Source organism: Streptomyces sp. R35, from assembly GCF_041053035.1.
GTDB classification, from domain to species: domain Bacteria; phylum Actinomycetota; class Actinomycetes; order Streptomycetales; family Streptomycetaceae; genus Streptomyces; species Streptomyces lutosisoli.
In genome coordinates this window covers 2,093,073-2,108,966 of the sequence record NZ_CP163440.1, presented here as the reverse complement: position 1 = coordinate 2,108,966, position 15,894 = coordinate 2,093,073, and the positions used below count along the sequence as shown (strand labels likewise).

Sequence of the window (15,894 nt, the reverse complement as noted above, 5' to 3'; positions counted from 1 at the left end):
TGCCCGGTCCGTTTGACGAGCCACAGCTTACGTTTCCGCGGCCGGGTGCGCGCAGAGGCCGCGCCCTCTCGGCCCGATCGATTGTCAGTGCCGGGTGGGAAACTTGAAAGGTGGTCAGGGAGCGTGTGAACAGGCTGGCTTTGGGCTGCCTGTGATCCCAACCATCCGTCGCAGAAGGGGGATTGGGCCCGTGAAGGGTGACCGTGTCGAGATAGTCGTGGACGCCGGGGACACGACGCGTACGTACGAGGTGGTGGCGAGCAGGGCAGGCCGCCGGGTGGAGACGGCGGTACGCCGAGGTGTGGTGGAAGTGAGCGAAGTCACCCGAAGCGGATCAGTGGTGCGCACCGCCCGCTTCATGGCGACCCGGGTGCTGGCGCTGGTCGAGCAGCCGGTCCCGAGGGAGGACAGCTCGGAACAGTCGGGGCACACCGGGCGCCCCCTCCGGGAAGACCCTGAGACCTAGGTCCTCATCTCCACCCAGGGGAGTACACCGCAGGTCATCGCTCATCCTCCGGGAGGCCCGGCAATCGGTACGAGGGCATGACGACCCACGTGCGCCGCGCGCCTAGATTTGATGTCAAGCGGCGGGTGCAGCACTCGTCCCCCGAGGTCAGACACCCGCCGCTGCCAACCACAACAGAAGCTCGGTCAGGAGAGGGACCATGGCCCACACGGCACCGCGGACAGCACTCCGCACGCAGGGACGCAGGGCGTACGGCGCAGCGTTCGGCACCCGCCGCCAGGGTCAGCGCCACCCATTGGTGGCGACAGCGATGGTCCTTCCCCTGGCGGCCCTGCTCGTAGTCGTCTTCGGCGGCTGGGACGCAGTGGTCACACAAGCGTCGTCCGTGGGCGTGATGCTGGGGCGCTGAGCGGCGCCCCAGGCCCGGAAGAGCGGTCCGGGCGGGGACATCCGGCCATGAAACCCCGTGGGGACGGGGGTGCGGCGGACGGCACAAAATGCCCGCGCAGCTGGGGAGCTGCGCGGGCATTTTTTTTCTGCACTGACCCGCAGACCGGGCCGAGCGAGGGTTCTTTGTCTGAGGGTGGGTGGGGGCTGGGCGCGCAGTCCCCCGCGCCCTTTAAAGGAACCCGGGCCGGACCGGCGTGCTTTTAGGGGCGCGGGGAACTGCGCGCCCAGCCCCCCACCGCCCCGCAGACGCATTCAAGGGGCGCGGGGAACGGCGCAATCTTTCAGGGGGGTCTGGGGGCGCAGCCCCCAGGAAGGGATGGGACGGGTAGGGGCGGCGGGGGCGAAGAACGTACGCTCGCCCGGAACCGACCGCGCACCCCAGGGGGACCCGTGACCGCAGACGTGCTGCCGGCGCTGACCGCCAAGGCGCGGCGCGCGGCCCATACGGAGCCCACACCCTGCGCACACTTCGACACGGTCCTCGCCGATCGTCAGGACGCCACCGTCGTCCGCCACGGCGACACCGTGGCCAAGGCCCACGCCCCCGGCACGGACCCCGCGGAACTCTCCCTGCGCCTCACCGTCGCCGCCAACCTCCCGGACACCCTCCTCGCCCCTCTCGCGCCCACACCCGCAGACCTGCACGGCCGCCTGGTGACGTTGTGGCCGTACGGCAGCCCCGTAGACCCGGAGAACCCCGACGCGGCCCCCTGGGAGGCCGCAGCCACCCTGCTGGCCCGCCTCCACCGAACCCCCGCCCCGGACGGCCTGCCGCCCATGCGAGGCCCCGCCAAGGCCGCCCGCGCGATCGCCCGCCTGCACGCGGCCGGCCCGCACCCCGCCACCGCCCCGGTCCTGCGCGCCTGGGCCGCCCTTCCGGCCTGGGCCCGCGCCGAGGCCCCCATGCCGCCGGCCGAGCGCATCCTGTGCCACGGCGACATGCACCTCGGCCAGCTCGTCCGTCACCCCGCACCGTCCGGCCCCTGGCTCCTCATCGACGTCGACGACCTGGGCGTCGGCACCCCGGCCTGGGACCTGGCCCGCCCGGCCGCCTGGTACGCCTGCGGTCTGCTCCCGCCCGAGGAGTGGCTGCGCTTCCTGACCGCCTACCAGCGCGCGGGCGGCCCGGCCGTCCCCGCGCACGGCGACCCCTGGCCCGCCCTGGACGTCGCGGCCCGAGCCCTCACCGTGCAGACCGCGGCCCTGGCGATCGCCAAATCCGTTGCCGCCGGGCAGCCGTTGGACGAGGTGCAGCAGGCCGTGATCGACGCCTGTGACCGAATGGGCACGGTCCCGCCCGAGTTGGCGCACGGTTTCGCGACGTAAGGTGCAACCGACCGAAGCCGGGCGGAGTCTGTCCTGGCGGAAGCAGTACCGACCGGCGAGGAGTTGAGCCGAGCATGCAGTGTCCGAAGTGCCATGCGCAGATGCACACGTACAACCGCAATGGTGTACAGATCGAGCAGTGCAGCGGCTGCCGCGGGATATTTCTCGACTACGGCGAGCTGGAGGCGCTGACCCGGCTGGAGGGCCAGTGGTCCCAGCCCGCGCCGCCGCCGGCCGCCCCGCAGGCGTACCCGTCGGCTCCCGCTCCGGCCTGGGGCGCCCCGCAGCACGGCGGCCATGGCGGCGGGCACTACGGCGGCCACGGCGGTCACCAGCGCCACAAGAGCTTCGGCCACATGCTCTTCTCGTCCTGAACCGAAGAAGGGGCCCCTCCGTCCAAGCGGAGGGGCCCCTTCTTCGTACGTAGGGATGTCGTATGTACGGATACGCCGGACATGACGATGCCCCCGACCGTACGAGACGGCCGGGGGCATCGGCTGGTGCGCGATACTGGGATTGAACCAGTGACCTCTTCCGTGTCAGGGAAGCGCTCTCCCGCTGAGCTAATCGCGCAGGTCACGCGACCGAAGCCACGCTTACTGCTGGTACTGCGTGCGCGATACTGGGATTGAACCAGTGACCTCTTCCGTGTCAGGGAAGCGCTCTCCCGCTGAGCTAATCGCGCGGGTACGGATCCTTCGAGAAGATCCAGTGGACGATACTGGGATTGAACCAGTGACCTCTTCCGTGTCAGGGAAGCGCTCTCCCGCTGAGCTAATCGTCCTTGGAGGTGGAGACGGGATTTGAACCCGTGTAGACGGCTTTGCAGGCCGTTGCCTCGCCTCTCGGCCACTCCACCAGGAGCGTAGGGGTTCGGGAAGATCCCCCACTTCCTGCGAGCGGACGACCAGGTTCGAACTGGCGACCTCAACCTTGGCAAGGTTGCGCTCTACCAACTGAGCTACGTCCGCTTGTCGTTTCCGTTCGGCTTGCGCGTCCCGGCGACGTGTTGAACTCTAGCGGATTCCGGGGCCAGCACAAAAACGCGTTTGTGCAGCGTGCTGCGGTACGTCCACTCCAAGGACACGGCCGGGGCACCCGCAGGTCACCCGCCCTAGACTCGACTGCGTGCTCGACCTCCCTCCTCTCGCCCGCTTCGGTGGCCTCGTCGCAACCGGCCTCCTCGACGTCACCAGCGACCCCGCGGCCCTGGACTCGAACGGTTTCTGGGCCGTCTCGGCCGACTTCGAGGGGCGTCTGACCTGCGCCCGCTTCAGGGACGTACGAGAGGAGCCGGTGCCCGCGCCGGTGCCCGGGCGTTGGCGGGGACCCACAGCCGATGACTGGAAGTCGTCCCTCGACCGCGCCGCATACACCGCGGGCGTACGCCGTATCCGCGAGCACATAGCGGCCGGCGAGGTCTACCAGGCGAACCTCTGCCGCGTCCTGTGGGCGCCCATCGCTCCCGACGCCGATGTCGACGAGCTGACCGCGCTGCTCGCGCGCGGCAACCCGGCGCCATATGCCGGAACGATTCGCCTGCCCGGTCACGGGGTCGAGATCGCCACCGCGTCCCCCGAACTCTTCCTGCGCCGCTCCGGCCGGGTCGTCGAGTCGGGCCCGATCAAGGGCACCGGACGCACCGAGGCGGATCTCCTGGAAAAGGACTACGCCGAGAACGTGATGATCGTGGACCTGGTCCGCAACGACATCGGGCGCGTCTGCGCCACCGGCAGCGTGACCGTCCCCGAGCTGTGCGTCGTCGAGAAGCACCCGGGGCTCGTCCACCTCGTCTCCACCGTCCACGGCGAACTGCGCGAGGACGCGGGATGGCCCGAACTCCTCGCCGCCGCCTTCCCGCCCGGCTCCGTCACCGGCGCCCCCAAGTCCAGCGCCCTGCGGATCATCGACGCCCTGGAGACCGCGCCTCGCGGGCCGTACTGCGGAGGCATCGGCTGGGTCGACGCCGACCGCGGCACCGGAGAGCTCGCCGTCGGCATCCGCACCTTCTGGATCGACCGGGAGGAGGGGGTGCTGCGCTTCGGTACGGGTGCGGGCATCACCTGGGGTTCGGACCCCGAGGGGGAGTGGCGGGAGACCGAGCTGAAGGCCTCCCGGCTGCTCGCGGTAGCGTCGGGAGAGTACGAGGCAAATGAAGGGACCCTTCGGTGAAGATCTGGCTCGACGGCGGGCTGCAGGACATCGAGACCGCCCGCGTTTCCGTCTTCGATCACGGACTGACCGTCGGTGACGGCATCTTCGAGACCGTGAAGGCGGTCGACGGGCGGCCGTTCGCGCTGACCCGCCACCTCGACCGGCTGGCCCGCTCGGCCCGCGGCCTCGGCCTGCCCGAGCCCGACCTCGACGAGGTGCGCCGCGCCTGCGCCGCGGTCATGGACGCCAACCCGATGCCGCTCGGCCGGCTCCGCATCACCTACACCGGCGGCCACGGCCCGCTCGGCTCCGACCGCGGCGAGCACGGCCCGACCCTGGTCGTCGCCCTCGGCGAGTCCGCACGGCGCCCCGACTCCACCGCCGCGGTCACCGTCCCCTGGACGCGCAACGAGCGTGGCGCCCTGACGGGCCTCAAGACCACCTCGTACGCCGAGAACGTCGTCGCCCTGGCCCGCGCGCGCGAACAGGGCGCGACCGAGGCGCTGTTCGCCAACACGGTCGGTCAGCTCTGCGAGGGCACGGGGTCCAACGTCTTCGTCGTCCTCGACGGCGAGATCCACACCCCGCCGGTCGCCTCCGGCTGCCTCGCCGGCATCACGCGCGCCCTCACCGTCGAGTGGACCGGCGCCAAGGAGACCGATCTGCCGCTGGACGTTCTGCAGAGCGCCGAGGAGGTCTTCCTGACGTCCACACTGCGCGATGTGCAGGCCGTGCACCGGGTCGACGCCCGTGAACTCCCGGGCGCGCCGGGCCCGGTGACCGCCAAGGCGATGCGGATCTTCGACGAGCGGGCCGGGGACGACCTCGATCCGTAGAACGGCAGAACGTGGCTCGCGGCGCGGATATCCAGATGACCACGGGCCGCACGGCGGGTAGAACACCACTGATGACCACGACCCTGCGGCCGACCGAGCCGCTTCAGCATGCCGCCGACGGGTCGCTGTCACGCCGCTACCAGGTGTGCGTGAACAGCCGCCCCGTGGGTGCGATACACCTCGCGACGGACCTCCACTTCGGGCCCTCTGTCGCCCAGATCCGCGAACTGCGCATCGAGGAGCCCGACCGGGGACGCGGCCGGGGCACGGTGGCCGCGCTCGCCGCCGAGGAGGTGGCGCGCGGCTGGGGCTGCGAGCAGATCGAGACGTCGGTCCCCGGCGCCGCCGAGGCCGGGCTCCGGCTCACCACGGCGCTCGGATACGTGACCCGCAATCGCCACATGGACAAGGCCCTCGGCGACACCCCGCCCGAGTTGCCCGCCGGGAGCGTCGGCCGTCCCATGACGCAGGACGAGCACGACGCCTGGGACCTGCAGGGCAGGGAGAACTACGCGCAGGACTGGATCCAGCGCGGGGTGTCGGAGGCCGAGGCGTACGCCAAGTCGAACCAGGACCACGACCAGTTGCTGCCGCAGGGTCTCGCCACGGAGAACATGCTGTTCAGCGTCCTGGAACACGAAGGGACCCCGGTCGGAGACCTGTGGCTGGGGGAGCGCCGCGGAAGCGCCTTCGTCTACAACGTCGAGGTCCACGCCGCACACCGCGGCCGGGGCCACGGCCGTACGCTGATGCTGCTCGCCGAAGCCCACGCGGTGGCCGCCGGGAAGCACCGCATCGGCCTCAACGTCTTCGCGGGCAACACCCCGGCCGAGCGGCTCTACGAGTCACTCGGCTACGAGACGACGGTGTACCACCTCTACAAGAGCCTGCTCTAGGAGCTACGGCTTCCGCCGGGTGACGACGTTACGACTCCTGCTCGGCCAGCAGCCGGTCCGCGATCTCCTCGATGCGCTCGCGCAGGCCCTCCTGGCTCTTGCCGCCGTCGAGGCGTTCGCCGCCGATGACGTACGTCGGGGTGCCGGTCACTCCGATGGCCTTGCCCTCGGCCTGGTCGGCGTCGACGATCAGGATGTGCCGGCCGTCGATCAGGGCGGTGTCGAACTCCTCGGCGTCCAGGCCGAGTTCACGGGCGACCTCGACCAGGAAGGGTTCTCCCTCACGGTCCAGCTCCTCGACGCGGCCGAGCACCGCCTCGACGTACGGCCACGCCTGGCCCTGCTCCGCGGCTTCCTCGGCGGCCTGCGCCGCGGCGAAGGCGTGCTTGTGCTTCTCCAGGGGGAAGTGCCGCAGCCGCAGCTCCAGGCGGTCGCCGTAGCGGGCGCGCAGCGCGCTCAGGTCGGCGAGAGCGCCGCGGCAGTCGGGGCACTGGAGTTCGCACCAGACGTCCAGGACGGCGGCCGCGGGACGGGCGGAGGAGGAGTCGTTCATGGAGCCAGTCTCCCAGCCCCGGTGGGGGCGGCCCAACCGGGACCTGGGGAGGACGCCGACCCGGAGATGTCCCTGAGGTCCGCCCGGAGCATGGCATACCGGGCGTGGAGAGGTGCAGGATGGAAGGGACGAACCGCCCCTGCTCGACCGAGCCCTGCCCTGGAGGACCGGATGATTGCCGAGACCGTCTGTTCCGCCGTCTCCGTGGCCGGCCTGGGCATCGCCGCGGTCACGGCCTACCGCAAGCGCTTCCTGGCGGCCGCCCGTATCGCCGCGTACTCGCTGGTGCCGATCGGCCTGGTGATGACAGGGGTCGTCGGCTGGCTGGCCGACACCGCGTTCAGCCCGACCGCGTGGGCCGGCTTCGTCGTGCTCGGCGGCGCCTGGCTGCTGTTCACGAGCACGCGAGCCGTGGAGCGGCGCCGCGGCGTCGGGACGCGGAAGGAACGCAAGGCGGCGGAGGCCGCCCAGCGCGAGGCGGTCGCCCCCTCGGCCTCGGCGCCCTCGCTGACCCAGGCTTCCCGCCCGGCCGCCCGCCCCGCGGCAAAGCCCCGGGCCACGGGTTCAGGGGAGGACTTCAGCGACATCGAAGCCATCCTCAAGAAGCACGGCATATGACCGGCTGAAACGACACAACACTGCACGGGGGCTCCCCGGAGTGCGCGTAAGTGCTCATGTTCTGGCGCGCCCCTCACATGATCCGGCGAACTCCCGCATTTTCCGGGCGTGTTGATCGCGCGAGTGGGGTCGGCTGCGCCATCATCGCCGCGAGATGCTGGACACAACACAGAGCGACACCGCCGCCCCGCCCGAGGAGCGGCGTGGTTGTCTCTTCGCGCTCTCCCAGCCGCCGCTGATGATCTTCCTTGCGGTGATCGGCTGTCTGCTGCTCATGGCTTCGCTGCACGACCTGCTGCTGCTCTGAGCCGTACACGGAGCCCCTGGCGCCACCCGCCGAGGGCTCCGTCAGTCCGCCCCTTCCTCGCGTTCGAGCGTGGAGCGCCGAGCCGATACGTCCGCCAGTCCCGTGTCCTTGTGCAGCGTCTTGTGCCGCGTCCGGAGCCGTCGGTACGCCGCTCAGCCCGCCGCTTCCTTCCGCCGTGCCCGGTACGCGGCCACGTGGAGGCGGTTCCCGCAGGTGCGGCTGTCGCAGTAGCGGCGGGAGCGATTGCGGGAGAGGTCGACGAAGGCCCGCCGGCAGTCCGGGGCCTCGCAGCGGCGCAGCCGCTCCTGCTCCCCGGCGACCACGAAGAAGGCCAGCGCCATCCCGCAGTCGGCCGCGAGATGGTCGGCGACGGACGCGCCCGGCGCGAAGTAGTGCACATGCCAGTCGTAGCCGTCGTGGTCGGTGAGCCGCGGGGTGGTGCCCGCCGCGGCGACCAGGTCGTTGATGAGCGCGGCGGCGATCCGCGGGTCGTCGGCGCTGAAGATCTCGGCGAACCGGCCGCGCACCTTGCGCACGGCCGCGAGATCGGGCTCCGACAGCACGCCGACATCGCTGATCTCGTGCTTTCGTACGAAGTCGGCGAGGGACGCGACATCCGCGAGCCCGTCCGTCGGCTGGTCCTCCGGCGCGGTGTTCACCAGATCCACCACGGCGTCGAGGGCGCACCGGGTGTCGTGGGTGATCAGCACGTTTCGCTCCCTGGCCTGGGGGGTCGGGCGGGCGCCCGCCCGATGCTGGCCGATGGTAGTGGCTTCCCGGCGTGCGGAGTGGGCGAGGGGGAGCGGAGCGGAGGGTGACGGGGAGCCGGAAGGGGGGGTGGGGGAGTCGGAGGCGCGGGTGCGGGGGAGCCGGCGTAGGGGCACGCGCACCGACGTCGCCCCCGCGGAAGTCCGCGACGACGACGCCGATGTTTGTGCCTAAAGCGGTTGTGCCAATTGCGGTTGTGCCTAATGCGGTTGTGCCCAAAACGGTTGTGCCCTACGTGGTTGTGCCCTATGCGGTTGTCTAGGCCCGAGCCGTCTCCCCGAGTGGACGGCGCCGGGCGGCTCTGTGGTGACTCGCTAGCTCTCGGCCAGGATGTGTGAGAGCTCCGTGTCGAGATCGAAGTGCCGGTGTTCCGTGCCTGGGGGCACGGCGGCGTCCGTTCGCTTCAGGAACGACTCAAGAGCCCGCGCCGGGGCTTCGAGCAGTGCCTCACCCTCCGGAGAGCTCAGGGCGATGCATACGACGCCCTGGCCATGGCTTCGGGACGGCCAGACTCGGACGTCGCCGGTACCGGTGGGCCGGTGCAGGCCCTCGGCAAGGAGGTCGCGGGCGAACACCCACTCGACGGTTTCCTCGGCTCCGGTGTGGAAGGTGGCGTGCACGGCGTAGGGATCGGCCGTGTCATACCGCAGTCCTGCGGGAACAGGCAGTGAGGACTCGCTCGACACAACGAGGCGCAGGTGCAGCTCGCAGCTGACCGTGGTGTTCATAAGCGCCAGGGCCTTTCGCTCAGTGTGCGCTCGGGGATTCGCACGTCGGCGAAATCGACATGCCACCTACGGTGCCGTTGTAAACCCCTCTGAGTGTTTTGCGTGCCTTTACGTAACTCATCCGGCCGAGAGTCCGTTCGCCGGATAGGGCCATTCCGGTGACTGGTTTCTCTCGGGTAGGGTTTGGCCGTATGAATACGGGGAGTGACGAGCCGGGCGAGGTCGCCATGGCTGACGACGGGGCGAAGGGTGAGCGAGCGCTCGGTTCGCGGGCGCCGGAATTCATCAAGGCGCGTCGCGCGCTGCACCTGAGCTGGCAGGTGGGCGTTTTCATCGTGGGGCTCGCAGTGGTCGTCGCGGGCGTGATCATGCTTCCGCTGCCGGGGCCCGGCTGGCTGGTGATCTTCGGCGGCATGGCGATCTGGGCGACCGAGTTCGTCTGGGCGCAGCTCGTGCTCCGCTGGACGAAGCGCAAGGTCACGGAGGCGACGCAGCGGGCGCTCGACCCCAAGGTGCGGCGCCGCAACATCATCCTCACAACGGTCGGCCTCGTGATCATCGCCGCCCTTGTCGGCGTCTACGTCTGGAAGTTCGGCCTCGAGATGCCCTGGAACATCAAGGAGTGACGACCCCCTCCGGAGGCCGTCCCGAGGCCCCTCGGCTGGTCGGAGCCACCCCCTGACATGGGGTAATGTTCTCTCTGCGCCCGGGCGATTAGCTCAGCGGGAGAGCGCTTCGTTCACACCGAAGAGGTCACTGGTTCGATCCCAGTATCGCCCACCAGCACGACAGGCGGCCCCGTCCACGGAACACGTGGACTGGGCCGCCTTCGTCATTCCCACGCGACGCTCCACGCGCACCGCGTGCGTCGCAGCCGGGGCGGAGTGTCGGCGCTGCCCCGGAGGAGGCTCCGAGGCGCGGGCGGGGGTGGCGTCGGCCCTGCGGGAGAGCTGCAGCGGACATACGCCGGGCGCGTCCAGGGACTCTGCCGGCCCCGGGTCCAGCCGCCTACGGATGCCTACGGACGCTTGCTGGGACGCCGGGGCCGAAGGCCTGTTGCCGACGTGGGCGCCAACGCCGGTGGACTCTCGCCCGGGCGCGCCGTCGTCGGCGCCGTCGCACGTCCTTCGAACCGCTGGGCTGCCCCACGACAACGGAGCCCTTGCCTCGCTGACCTGCGCCGATCCGAAAAGTCCCGACACCGACCAACAGCCTCCCGGCACACGGCCTCGCCTTCCACGAACAGCCCTTCTGAGCCCGCCTCTTGAGCCCGAATCGAGCGCCTTCCGGTGCGTGGTTCGTGTCCGGGCGCGGTTGGTTGGTGATCCTGGGGCTTGCGCGCTGGTCGGGCTGTTGGTGGTTGGTGGTCGTGCGATTCCTGCCCGAGCCGAACTGTTGGCGGCGCCTCGGTTCGTGTCTGGGCTGGGGTGTTGGTGGTGGTGCGGTTCGTGTCCGGGCCGGGCTGTTGGCAGGGCTCCGGGTCGTGTCCGAGTCGAGCTGTTGGCGGTGCTTCGGTTTCTGGCCGAGTCGGCGTTCGCGGTGCTCCGTTTCCTGCCCGATCGGTGCCGTTCTTACTGGTCAGGGCCCGTCCTGAGGAGCTGCTTGCGGTGCTCCGTTTCCTGTCTGAGTCGAGCGGTTGGTGGCGTCTCGGTTCGAGTCCGGTCCGAGGCGTTCGTGCTGCTCCGGGTCGTGTCCGAGTCGAGCCGTTGCGGTGCTCCGGTTTCTGGCAGAGTCGGCGTTCGCGGCGCGCCGATGCCCGGCCGAGCGGTGCCGTTCTTACTGGTCCGGGCCCGGCCTGAGTGGCTGCTCCCGGTGCTCCGCTTCCTGCCCGAGCCGAGCCGTTGGCGGCGCCTCGGTTCGTGTCCGGGCCGGGGTGTTGGCGGTGCTCCGGTTTCTGGTTGATTGGGCGTTCGCGGCACACCGCTACTTGCCCGAGCGGAGTTGTTCTCACTGGTCAGGGCCCAGCCCGAGTAGCTGCCTGCGCTGCTCCGTCTCCTGTCCGATCCTGTCCGAGACGAGCCGTTGGCGGAGCCTCAGTTCGAGTGCCGTCCGAGGCGTTCGTGTTGCTCCGGTTCGAGTCCGAGCCGAGCTACTTGAGCTGCTCTGTCTCCCTTCCCAAGTCGTGTTGTTGGCGGCACCCCAGTTCGACCCTGATCCGTGCCGTTCGCGCTGCTCCGGTTTCTGCTGAGTCACCGTTCGCGCTGCACGACTTCCCGCCCGAGCGGAGTTGTTCTCACTGGTCAGAGCCCTGCCCGGGCAGCCCTTTGCCATGCTCCGTTTCCTGCCCGAACTCAGCCGCTCCCGGTCCTGATCCCGCCCAGGTCCAGCCGCTCCCGGTCCCGCGCCCCCGCCCTGATCCAGCCCCTTCCCATGCCCTACTCCCGCTCAGGCCAACCCCTTCCAAGTGCCCTGCCCCCCTCCGAGTCGCCCTTTCCGGCCGCCCCGCCTCCCACCCGACCCCAGCCCTTCCCCGCCCCTCCTCCGGACTCCAGCCCGAGGCCGAAACTCATCCACCTCGCGAAGCCATCCTCAACCCACCCCACCCGCGCCACCCCACCCCGCGCACACCCCACCCCGCGCCACCTCACCCCGCGCCACCCCGCCCCACTCCTCAAGCCACCCCCACCCACCACAGTCACGCTCAGTTCAGCACCTCCCACCAACCCCGCCCTCACGCCGCCTAAACCCCCCAACCGCAGTTGTTTTTCGGCCCCGTCCCCAACCCGTCCAACCCACCGCATCACGTTCGACAGACCGACCACACCCGCCCGACCTGCACAATCACGCACGCCCAAGCGAACCGCACCCCCACCCACGCCCCCGCGCGGCCAAACCGCATCACATCAATTCCTGTCCGAATCATTGACGCGCCCGAAAGCCCTCCGTACCTTGTGCCAGCAAGCGCTTACTTGAAACGATTCATGCAGGCGGCGACGAGTTGCGGGGAGGCCCGACTGTGGGAAACAACGGGAGTGTTGAGAGGCGGACCGTCCTCAAGGCGGCCGGAGCTTCGCTGGCCACGCTGGGGCTGGCCGCGACGACGGGCTGCGGTGGGGACAGTGGCACCTCCGGGGACGGGACGGTGACGATCCGTTATGCCTGGTGGGGTGCCGATGAGCGGGCGAAGAGGATCAACCAGTCCATCGCGCTCTTCGAGAAGAAGTACCCCAAGATCAAGGTGAAGACGGACTTCCAGGATTATGTGGCATTTTGGGAGAAGTTCCAGACCCAGGCCGCCGGTGGAAATCCGCCGGACGTATTCCAGAACGCCGTCGGATTTCTTCGGAAGTACGACAAGAGGGGTGTTCTGCTCGACCTCAAGTCCCAGATAGACGCAGGAAATCTGAGCCTCGAAAACTTCCGTGCCGGAGTCGAGAAGGTCGGTCAGGTCGACGGAAAGCAGCTCGGCATTCCGGTCGGATCCAACACCATGTCACTTGTCATCGACGAGAAGGTCTTTGAGAAGGCGGGCATCAAGCCCAAGCAGGGCTGGACCTGGGACGAGTATTTCGCCGCCCTCAAGAAGATCCACGACACCCAGAAGGTGGCCGGCGACACCGGCTATTTCAGCATCATGTACTTGTACGACCTCTACCTCCGGCAGAACGGCAAGGCGTTCTTCACCAAGGACGGACTCGGCTTCGACGAGGCCGACCTGACGGAGTGGTGGACGGACGGCTACAACCGCGTCAAGGCCGGCATCATCACCGACCCCAAGCGGGTCGAGCAGGACAAGCCGAAGTCCTCGCTGTCGGCGGGGCACGCCGCCTCCGAGTTCACCTGGGACAACTTCACGGTCCGTTACACGGCGGAGGGCGACAGCAGCTACGGCCTGGCGCCGATCCCCACGACCGACGGCAAGCAGACCGGCCAGTACCTCGCCTCTCTGATGCTGAGCGCCTCCGCCCGCACCAAGCACCCCAAGGAAGTCGCCCAGTTCATCAACTTCATGGTCCACGACCCCGAGGTCGGCAAGATCATGGGCTACGACCGCGGCATCCTCGCGACCACCGAGCAGTTCGAGGCGTACAAGCCGGCCGACGCTCCCAACAAGGCGATCGCGCAGTACGAGACGGATGTCGCCGCGGCAGGGGTCCTCGGCACCATCACTCCGCACCCGGCCGGAGCCGACACCGTCGAGTCCGCCTTCCTGCGTATCGGCGGTGACATGTCGCAGGGCACGACCAAGGTCTCCGACGCGGTGAAGCAGTTCTTCTCCGAGGCGAAGACCGCCCTCGCCTCCTGATGGGAACCGCAGTGACGCTCGTCAAGGACTCCTCTCCGCCCGACGCCCCGGAGATGCGCTCCGTGGCCCCCGCCGCCGGAAAGCGGCGGGGGCGCCGGGAGAATCTCGCCGGCTATCTCTTCATGTCCCCGTGGATCGCGGGCTTCCTGCTGCTGACCGCGGGCCCGATGGCCGCCTCGCTCTACTTCGCCTTCACCGACTACAACCTCTTCAATTCACCGAAGTGGATCGGCTTCGACAACTTCACCAAGATGTTCGACGATCCCCGATGGCAGAAGTCGGTCGAGGTGACGGCCAAGTACGTCATCATCGGTACGCCGCTGAAGCTGCTGCTGGCGCTCGGGGTCGCCCTGCTGCTCGCGCAGAGCCGCCGCGGCCAGGCCTTCTACCGGGCCGCGTTCTACGCCCCGTCACTGATCGGCGCGAGCGTCTCGGTCGGCTTCGTCTGGCGGGCGCTCTTCTCCGACGACGCCATCGTGGACCGTACGCAGTCGTTCTTCGGCTTCCACACCGGAGGCTGGGTCGGCGACCCGAACTGGGTGCTCTACAGCCTGGTGGCACTCACCGTCTGGCAGTTCGGCGCGCCCATGGTGATCTTCCTCGCCGGGCTCAAACAGGTGCCGAAGGAGCTGTACGAGGCGGCCGAGGTGGACGGCGCCGGACCGTTCCGGCGGTTCTGGAACATCACCCTGCCGATGATCTCGCCGGTGCTGTTCTTCAACGTGCTCCTGGAGACCATCCACTCCTTCCAGATCTTCGGCTCGGCCTACGTGGTCTCCAACGCCACCTGCGGACCGGCCGACGCCACGCTCGTCTACACCTGTTACCTGTACCAGAAGGGCTTCAAGGAGTCCCAGATGGGCTTCGCCTCCGCCATGGCCTGGATGCTGCTGCTCGCCGTCGCACTGGTGACGGCCGTCCTCTTCTGGTCGCAGAAGCGGTGGGTGCACTACGAGGAGGACGCCCGATGAGCGCGACCACCACGAAACCCCTGGCTCTCAGCCGTAAGCGCACCGGCTCGCTCGTCTGGCACATCGGTGCCCTGCTGGTCCTCGCGGTCGTCCTCTATCCCGTCATCTGGGTCCTCGGAGCCTCGTTCAAGCCCAGCCGGGAGATCATCGGCAGCCTGGACCTGTTCCCGACCAGTCCCGTCCTCGGCAACTTCAAGGGGCTGGCCGACGGCATCGCGGACATCTCGATCGCGACCTTCTTCCAGAACTCCCTCTTCTACGCGTTCGGCTCCGTCGTCGGCATCCTCATCTCCTGCTCGCTGACGGCGTACGCCTTCGCCAAGATCCGCTTCGCCGGGCGGAACGTGCTGTTCTCGCTGATGATCGGCACGCTCCTGCTGCCGTACCACGTGCTGCTCATCCCGCAGTACGTGATGTTCCAGAAGATGGAGCTGGTCAACACCTATGTGCCGCTGCTGATCGGCAAGTACCTGGCCACCGAGGCGTTCTTCGTCTTCCTCATGGTGCAGTTCATGCGGAACCTGCCCCGGGAACTGGACGAGGCCGCCCGGCTGGATGGCTGCGGGCATCTGCGGATCTACTGGTCGATCGTGCTGCCGCTGTGCCGCCCGGCCCTCATCACCAGCGCGATCTTCACCTTCATCAACGCCTGGAACGACTTCATGGGCCCGCTGATCTATCTCAACGAGCCCAGCAAGTACACGGTCTCCCTCGGCATGATGATGTTCCGCGACCAGGAAGGGGTCGCCAACTACGGCGGCATGATCGCGATGTCACTGGTCGCGCTGCTGCCCGTGCTCCTCTTCTTCCTCGCCTTCCAGCGCTACCTGATCGACGGCATGGCGACCTCCGGATTGAAGGGCTGACATGGCCACTACCCAGCCGCGGGCCAGAGCCGGAGCCCGAGCGAAGGCCCGCAAGGCACCCCGCGAATCCGTCTTCGCCGAGCGTTTCGCCGTGTTCGCGGAGTGTCTGCTCACCGGTGTGTGGATCGCGCTGGCTTCGCTGCCGCTGGTCACCTACCCCGCGGCATTCGCGGCCGGTGCGCGGCATCTGCGGCGGCGTACGACCCATGTGGCGGGCGGCTGGCGGGAGTTCGTCGCCGACTTCCGGGCGGCCGTCCGGGGCGGGTGGATCGCCGGGCTCGCCGGCTGGGCGGTGGCGGCCGCGGTCTGGGTGGATGTCCAGGCCGTGCGCGCCGGAATACCCGGCGGCCCGCTCGTCGGGGCCGTCGGCCTCTTCGCCCTCATCGGCGGTGCCGTCGCCGGACTGCGCGCGGCGGCGGCCTGGGAGCCGGGGGCGGCCTGGCGCGAGCTGCTCGCGGACGCCGGGCGCCGCACGGTGCTCGACCCGGCCGGATCCTTTCTGCTCATCGGCGGACTGGCCGTGGTGGTCTCCTCCGCCTTCTTCGTCGCGCCGCTCGCGGTCCCTGTCCTTGGGGCCGTAGCGGCGGCGGCCGTCGCCGTGGAGGAGCGGTACCGGCGCCGCTGACCCGGCCCCCGCAGTCGTACGAAAGGTCGGCGCTCCACGCTAAGCGCCGTACCTCCCTCTGTCATGCCCCTGACTTCCCCGCAC

Annotated in this window: 17 protein-coding genes and 6 tRNA genes; 15 read left to right on the top strand and 8 right to left on the bottom strand. The window is 69.3% G+C overall.

Annotated elements, in window-relative coordinates:
• Positions 1–190 precede the first annotated feature (190 nt).
• The 4 genes from AB5J50_RS09975 to AB5J50_RS09960 all read left to right on the top strand — a co-directional run bounded on the left by AB5J50_RS09975 (position 191) and on the right by AB5J50_RS09960 (position 2,616).
• Complete coding sequence (locus AB5J50_RS09975) at positions 191–466, top strand: hypothetical protein (protein WP_060902353.1); 276 nt, start codon at positions 191–193, stop codon at positions 464–466.
• 199 nt (positions 467–665) lie between these two features.
• Complete coding sequence (locus AB5J50_RS09970; RefSeq protein WP_327427334.1) at positions 666–875, top strand: hypothetical protein; 210 nt, start codon at positions 666–668, stop codon at positions 873–875.
• Positions 876–1,306: 431 nt separating this feature from the next.
• Entirely contained in the window at positions 1,307–2,242 is a 936-nt protein-coding gene (locus tag AB5J50_RS09965) for a phosphotransferase (RefSeq protein ID WP_369256780.1), read from the top strand.
• A gap of 74 nt (positions 2,243–2,316) precedes the next feature.
• Positions 2,317–2,616, top strand: coding sequence for a zf-TFIIB domain-containing protein (locus AB5J50_RS09960; protein ID WP_327427332.1), 300 nt, complete (start codon positions 2,317–2,319; stop codon positions 2,614–2,616).
• 124 nt (positions 2,617–2,740) lie between these two features.
• Here the strand turns inward: AB5J50_RS09960 and AB5J50_RS09955 are convergent.
• From AB5J50_RS09955 to AB5J50_RS09935, 5 genes are all read right to left on the bottom strand, one after another.
• Positions 2,741–2,815: transfer RNA gene (locus AB5J50_RS09955), tRNA-Val, on the bottom strand.
• Between the two features lie 40 nt (positions 2,816–2,855).
• Positions 2,856–2,927, bottom strand: a tRNA-Val gene (locus AB5J50_RS09950).
• 27 nt (positions 2,928–2,954) lie between these two features.
• Positions 2,955–3,026 (bottom strand) — tRNA-Val (locus AB5J50_RS09945).
• 1 nt (position 3,027) lies between these two features.
• A tRNA-Cys gene (locus tag AB5J50_RS09940) sits at positions 3,028–3,101 on the bottom strand.
• 39 nt (positions 3,102–3,140) lie between these two features.
• Positions 3,141–3,213, bottom strand: a tRNA-Gly gene (locus AB5J50_RS09935).
• Positions 3,214–3,370: 157 nt separating this feature from the next.
• On the opposite strand from AB5J50_RS09935, the gene AB5J50_RS09930 reads away from it, so the two are divergent.
• The 3 genes from AB5J50_RS09930 to AB5J50_RS09920 all read left to right on the top strand — a co-directional run bounded on the left by AB5J50_RS09930 (position 3,371) and on the right by AB5J50_RS09920 (position 6,128).
• Positions 3,371–4,414, top strand: coding sequence for a chorismate-binding protein (locus AB5J50_RS09930; RefSeq protein WP_369256778.1), 1,044 nt, complete (start codon positions 3,371–3,373; stop codon positions 4,412–4,414).
• Positions 4,411–5,232, top strand: a complete 822-nt coding sequence (locus AB5J50_RS09925; protein ID WP_369256776.1) for an aminotransferase class IV — start codon at positions 4,411–4,413, stop codon at positions 5,230–5,232. The genes AB5J50_RS09930 and AB5J50_RS09925 overlap by 4 nt, the downstream gene beginning before the upstream one ends.
• A 71-nt stretch (positions 5,233–5,303) precedes the next feature.
• Positions 5,304–6,128: a GNAT family N-acetyltransferase gene (locus AB5J50_RS09920; protein ID WP_369256774.1), complete on the top strand. Its 825-nt coding sequence runs from the start codon at positions 5,304–5,306 to the stop codon at positions 6,126–6,128.
• Between the two features lie 28 nt (positions 6,129–6,156).
• On the opposite strand, the gene AB5J50_RS09915 is transcribed toward AB5J50_RS09920, so the two are convergent.
• On the bottom strand, positions 6,157–6,681 hold the full coding sequence (locus AB5J50_RS09915; RefSeq protein WP_327427328.1) for a DsbA family protein: 525 nt from the start codon (positions 6,679–6,681) through the stop codon (positions 6,157–6,159).
• Between the two features lie 171 nt (positions 6,682–6,852).
• On the opposite strand from AB5J50_RS09915, the gene AB5J50_RS09910 reads away from it, so the two are divergent.
• Both AB5J50_RS09910 and AB5J50_RS09905 read left to right on the top strand, forming a co-directional pair.
• Positions 6,853–7,299, top strand: coding sequence for a hypothetical protein (locus tag AB5J50_RS09910; RefSeq protein ID WP_327427327.1), 447 nt, complete (start codon positions 6,853–6,855; stop codon positions 7,297–7,299).
• 154 nt (positions 7,300–7,453) lie between these two features.
• A complete protein-coding gene (locus AB5J50_RS09905) occupies positions 7,454–7,606 on the top strand; it encodes a hypothetical protein (protein ID WP_010988207.1) in 153 nt (50 codons plus the stop codon).
• A gap of 152 nt (positions 7,607–7,758) precedes the next feature.
• Here AB5J50_RS09905 and AB5J50_RS09900 read toward each other — a convergent pair whose 3' ends face one another.
• Together AB5J50_RS09900 and AB5J50_RS09895 are read right to left on the bottom strand one after the other, a co-directional pair.
• Positions 7,759–8,316: a CGNR zinc finger domain-containing protein gene (locus AB5J50_RS09900; protein ID WP_327427326.1), complete on the bottom strand. Its 558-nt coding sequence runs from the start codon at positions 8,314–8,316 to the stop codon at positions 7,759–7,761.
• 372 nt (positions 8,317–8,688) lie between these two features.
• Positions 8,689–9,102, bottom strand: a complete 414-nt coding sequence (locus AB5J50_RS09895) for an SsgA family sporulation/cell division regulator (RefSeq protein ID WP_003959770.1) — start codon at positions 9,100–9,102, stop codon at positions 8,689–8,691.
• A gap of 191 nt (positions 9,103–9,293) precedes the next feature.
• Here AB5J50_RS09895 and AB5J50_RS09890 point away from each other — a divergent pair, with 191 nt between their 5' ends.
• The 6 genes from AB5J50_RS09890 (at position 9,294) to AB5J50_RS09865 (ending at position 15,810) form a co-directional block, all read left to right on the top strand.
• Complete coding sequence (locus tag AB5J50_RS09890; RefSeq protein ID WP_369256771.1) at positions 9,294–9,728, top strand: TIGR02611 family protein; 435 nt, start codon at positions 9,294–9,296, stop codon at positions 9,726–9,728.
• 82 nt (positions 9,729–9,810) lie between these two features.
• A tRNA-Val gene (locus AB5J50_RS09885) sits at positions 9,811–9,885 on the top strand.
• Positions 9,886–12,058: 2,173 nt separating this feature from the next.
• Positions 12,059–13,348 (top strand): sugar ABC transporter substrate-binding protein, encoded by a 1,290-nt coding sequence (locus AB5J50_RS09880; RefSeq protein WP_327427324.1) that lies wholly within the window; start codon positions 12,059–12,061, stop codon positions 13,346–13,348.
• Between the two features lie 11 nt (positions 13,349–13,359).
• Positions 13,360–14,319, top strand: coding sequence for a sugar ABC transporter permease (locus AB5J50_RS09875; protein ID WP_330303222.1), 960 nt, complete (start codon positions 13,360–13,362; stop codon positions 14,317–14,319).
• Positions 14,316–15,185: a carbohydrate ABC transporter permease gene (locus AB5J50_RS09870; RefSeq protein ID WP_369256769.1), complete on the top strand. Its 870-nt coding sequence runs from the start codon at positions 14,316–14,318 to the stop codon at positions 15,183–15,185. Before AB5J50_RS09875 ends, AB5J50_RS09870 begins: the two co-directional genes overlap by 4 nt.
• A gap of 1 nt (position 15,186) precedes the next feature.
• The gene (locus AB5J50_RS09865; RefSeq protein WP_369256767.1) at positions 15,187–15,810 is read left to right on the top strand and encodes a hypothetical protein; all 624 of its coding nucleotides are present in this window, start codon (positions 15,187–15,189) and stop codon (positions 15,808–15,810) included.
• The last annotated feature ends 84 nt before the right edge of the window (positions 15,811–15,894 follow it).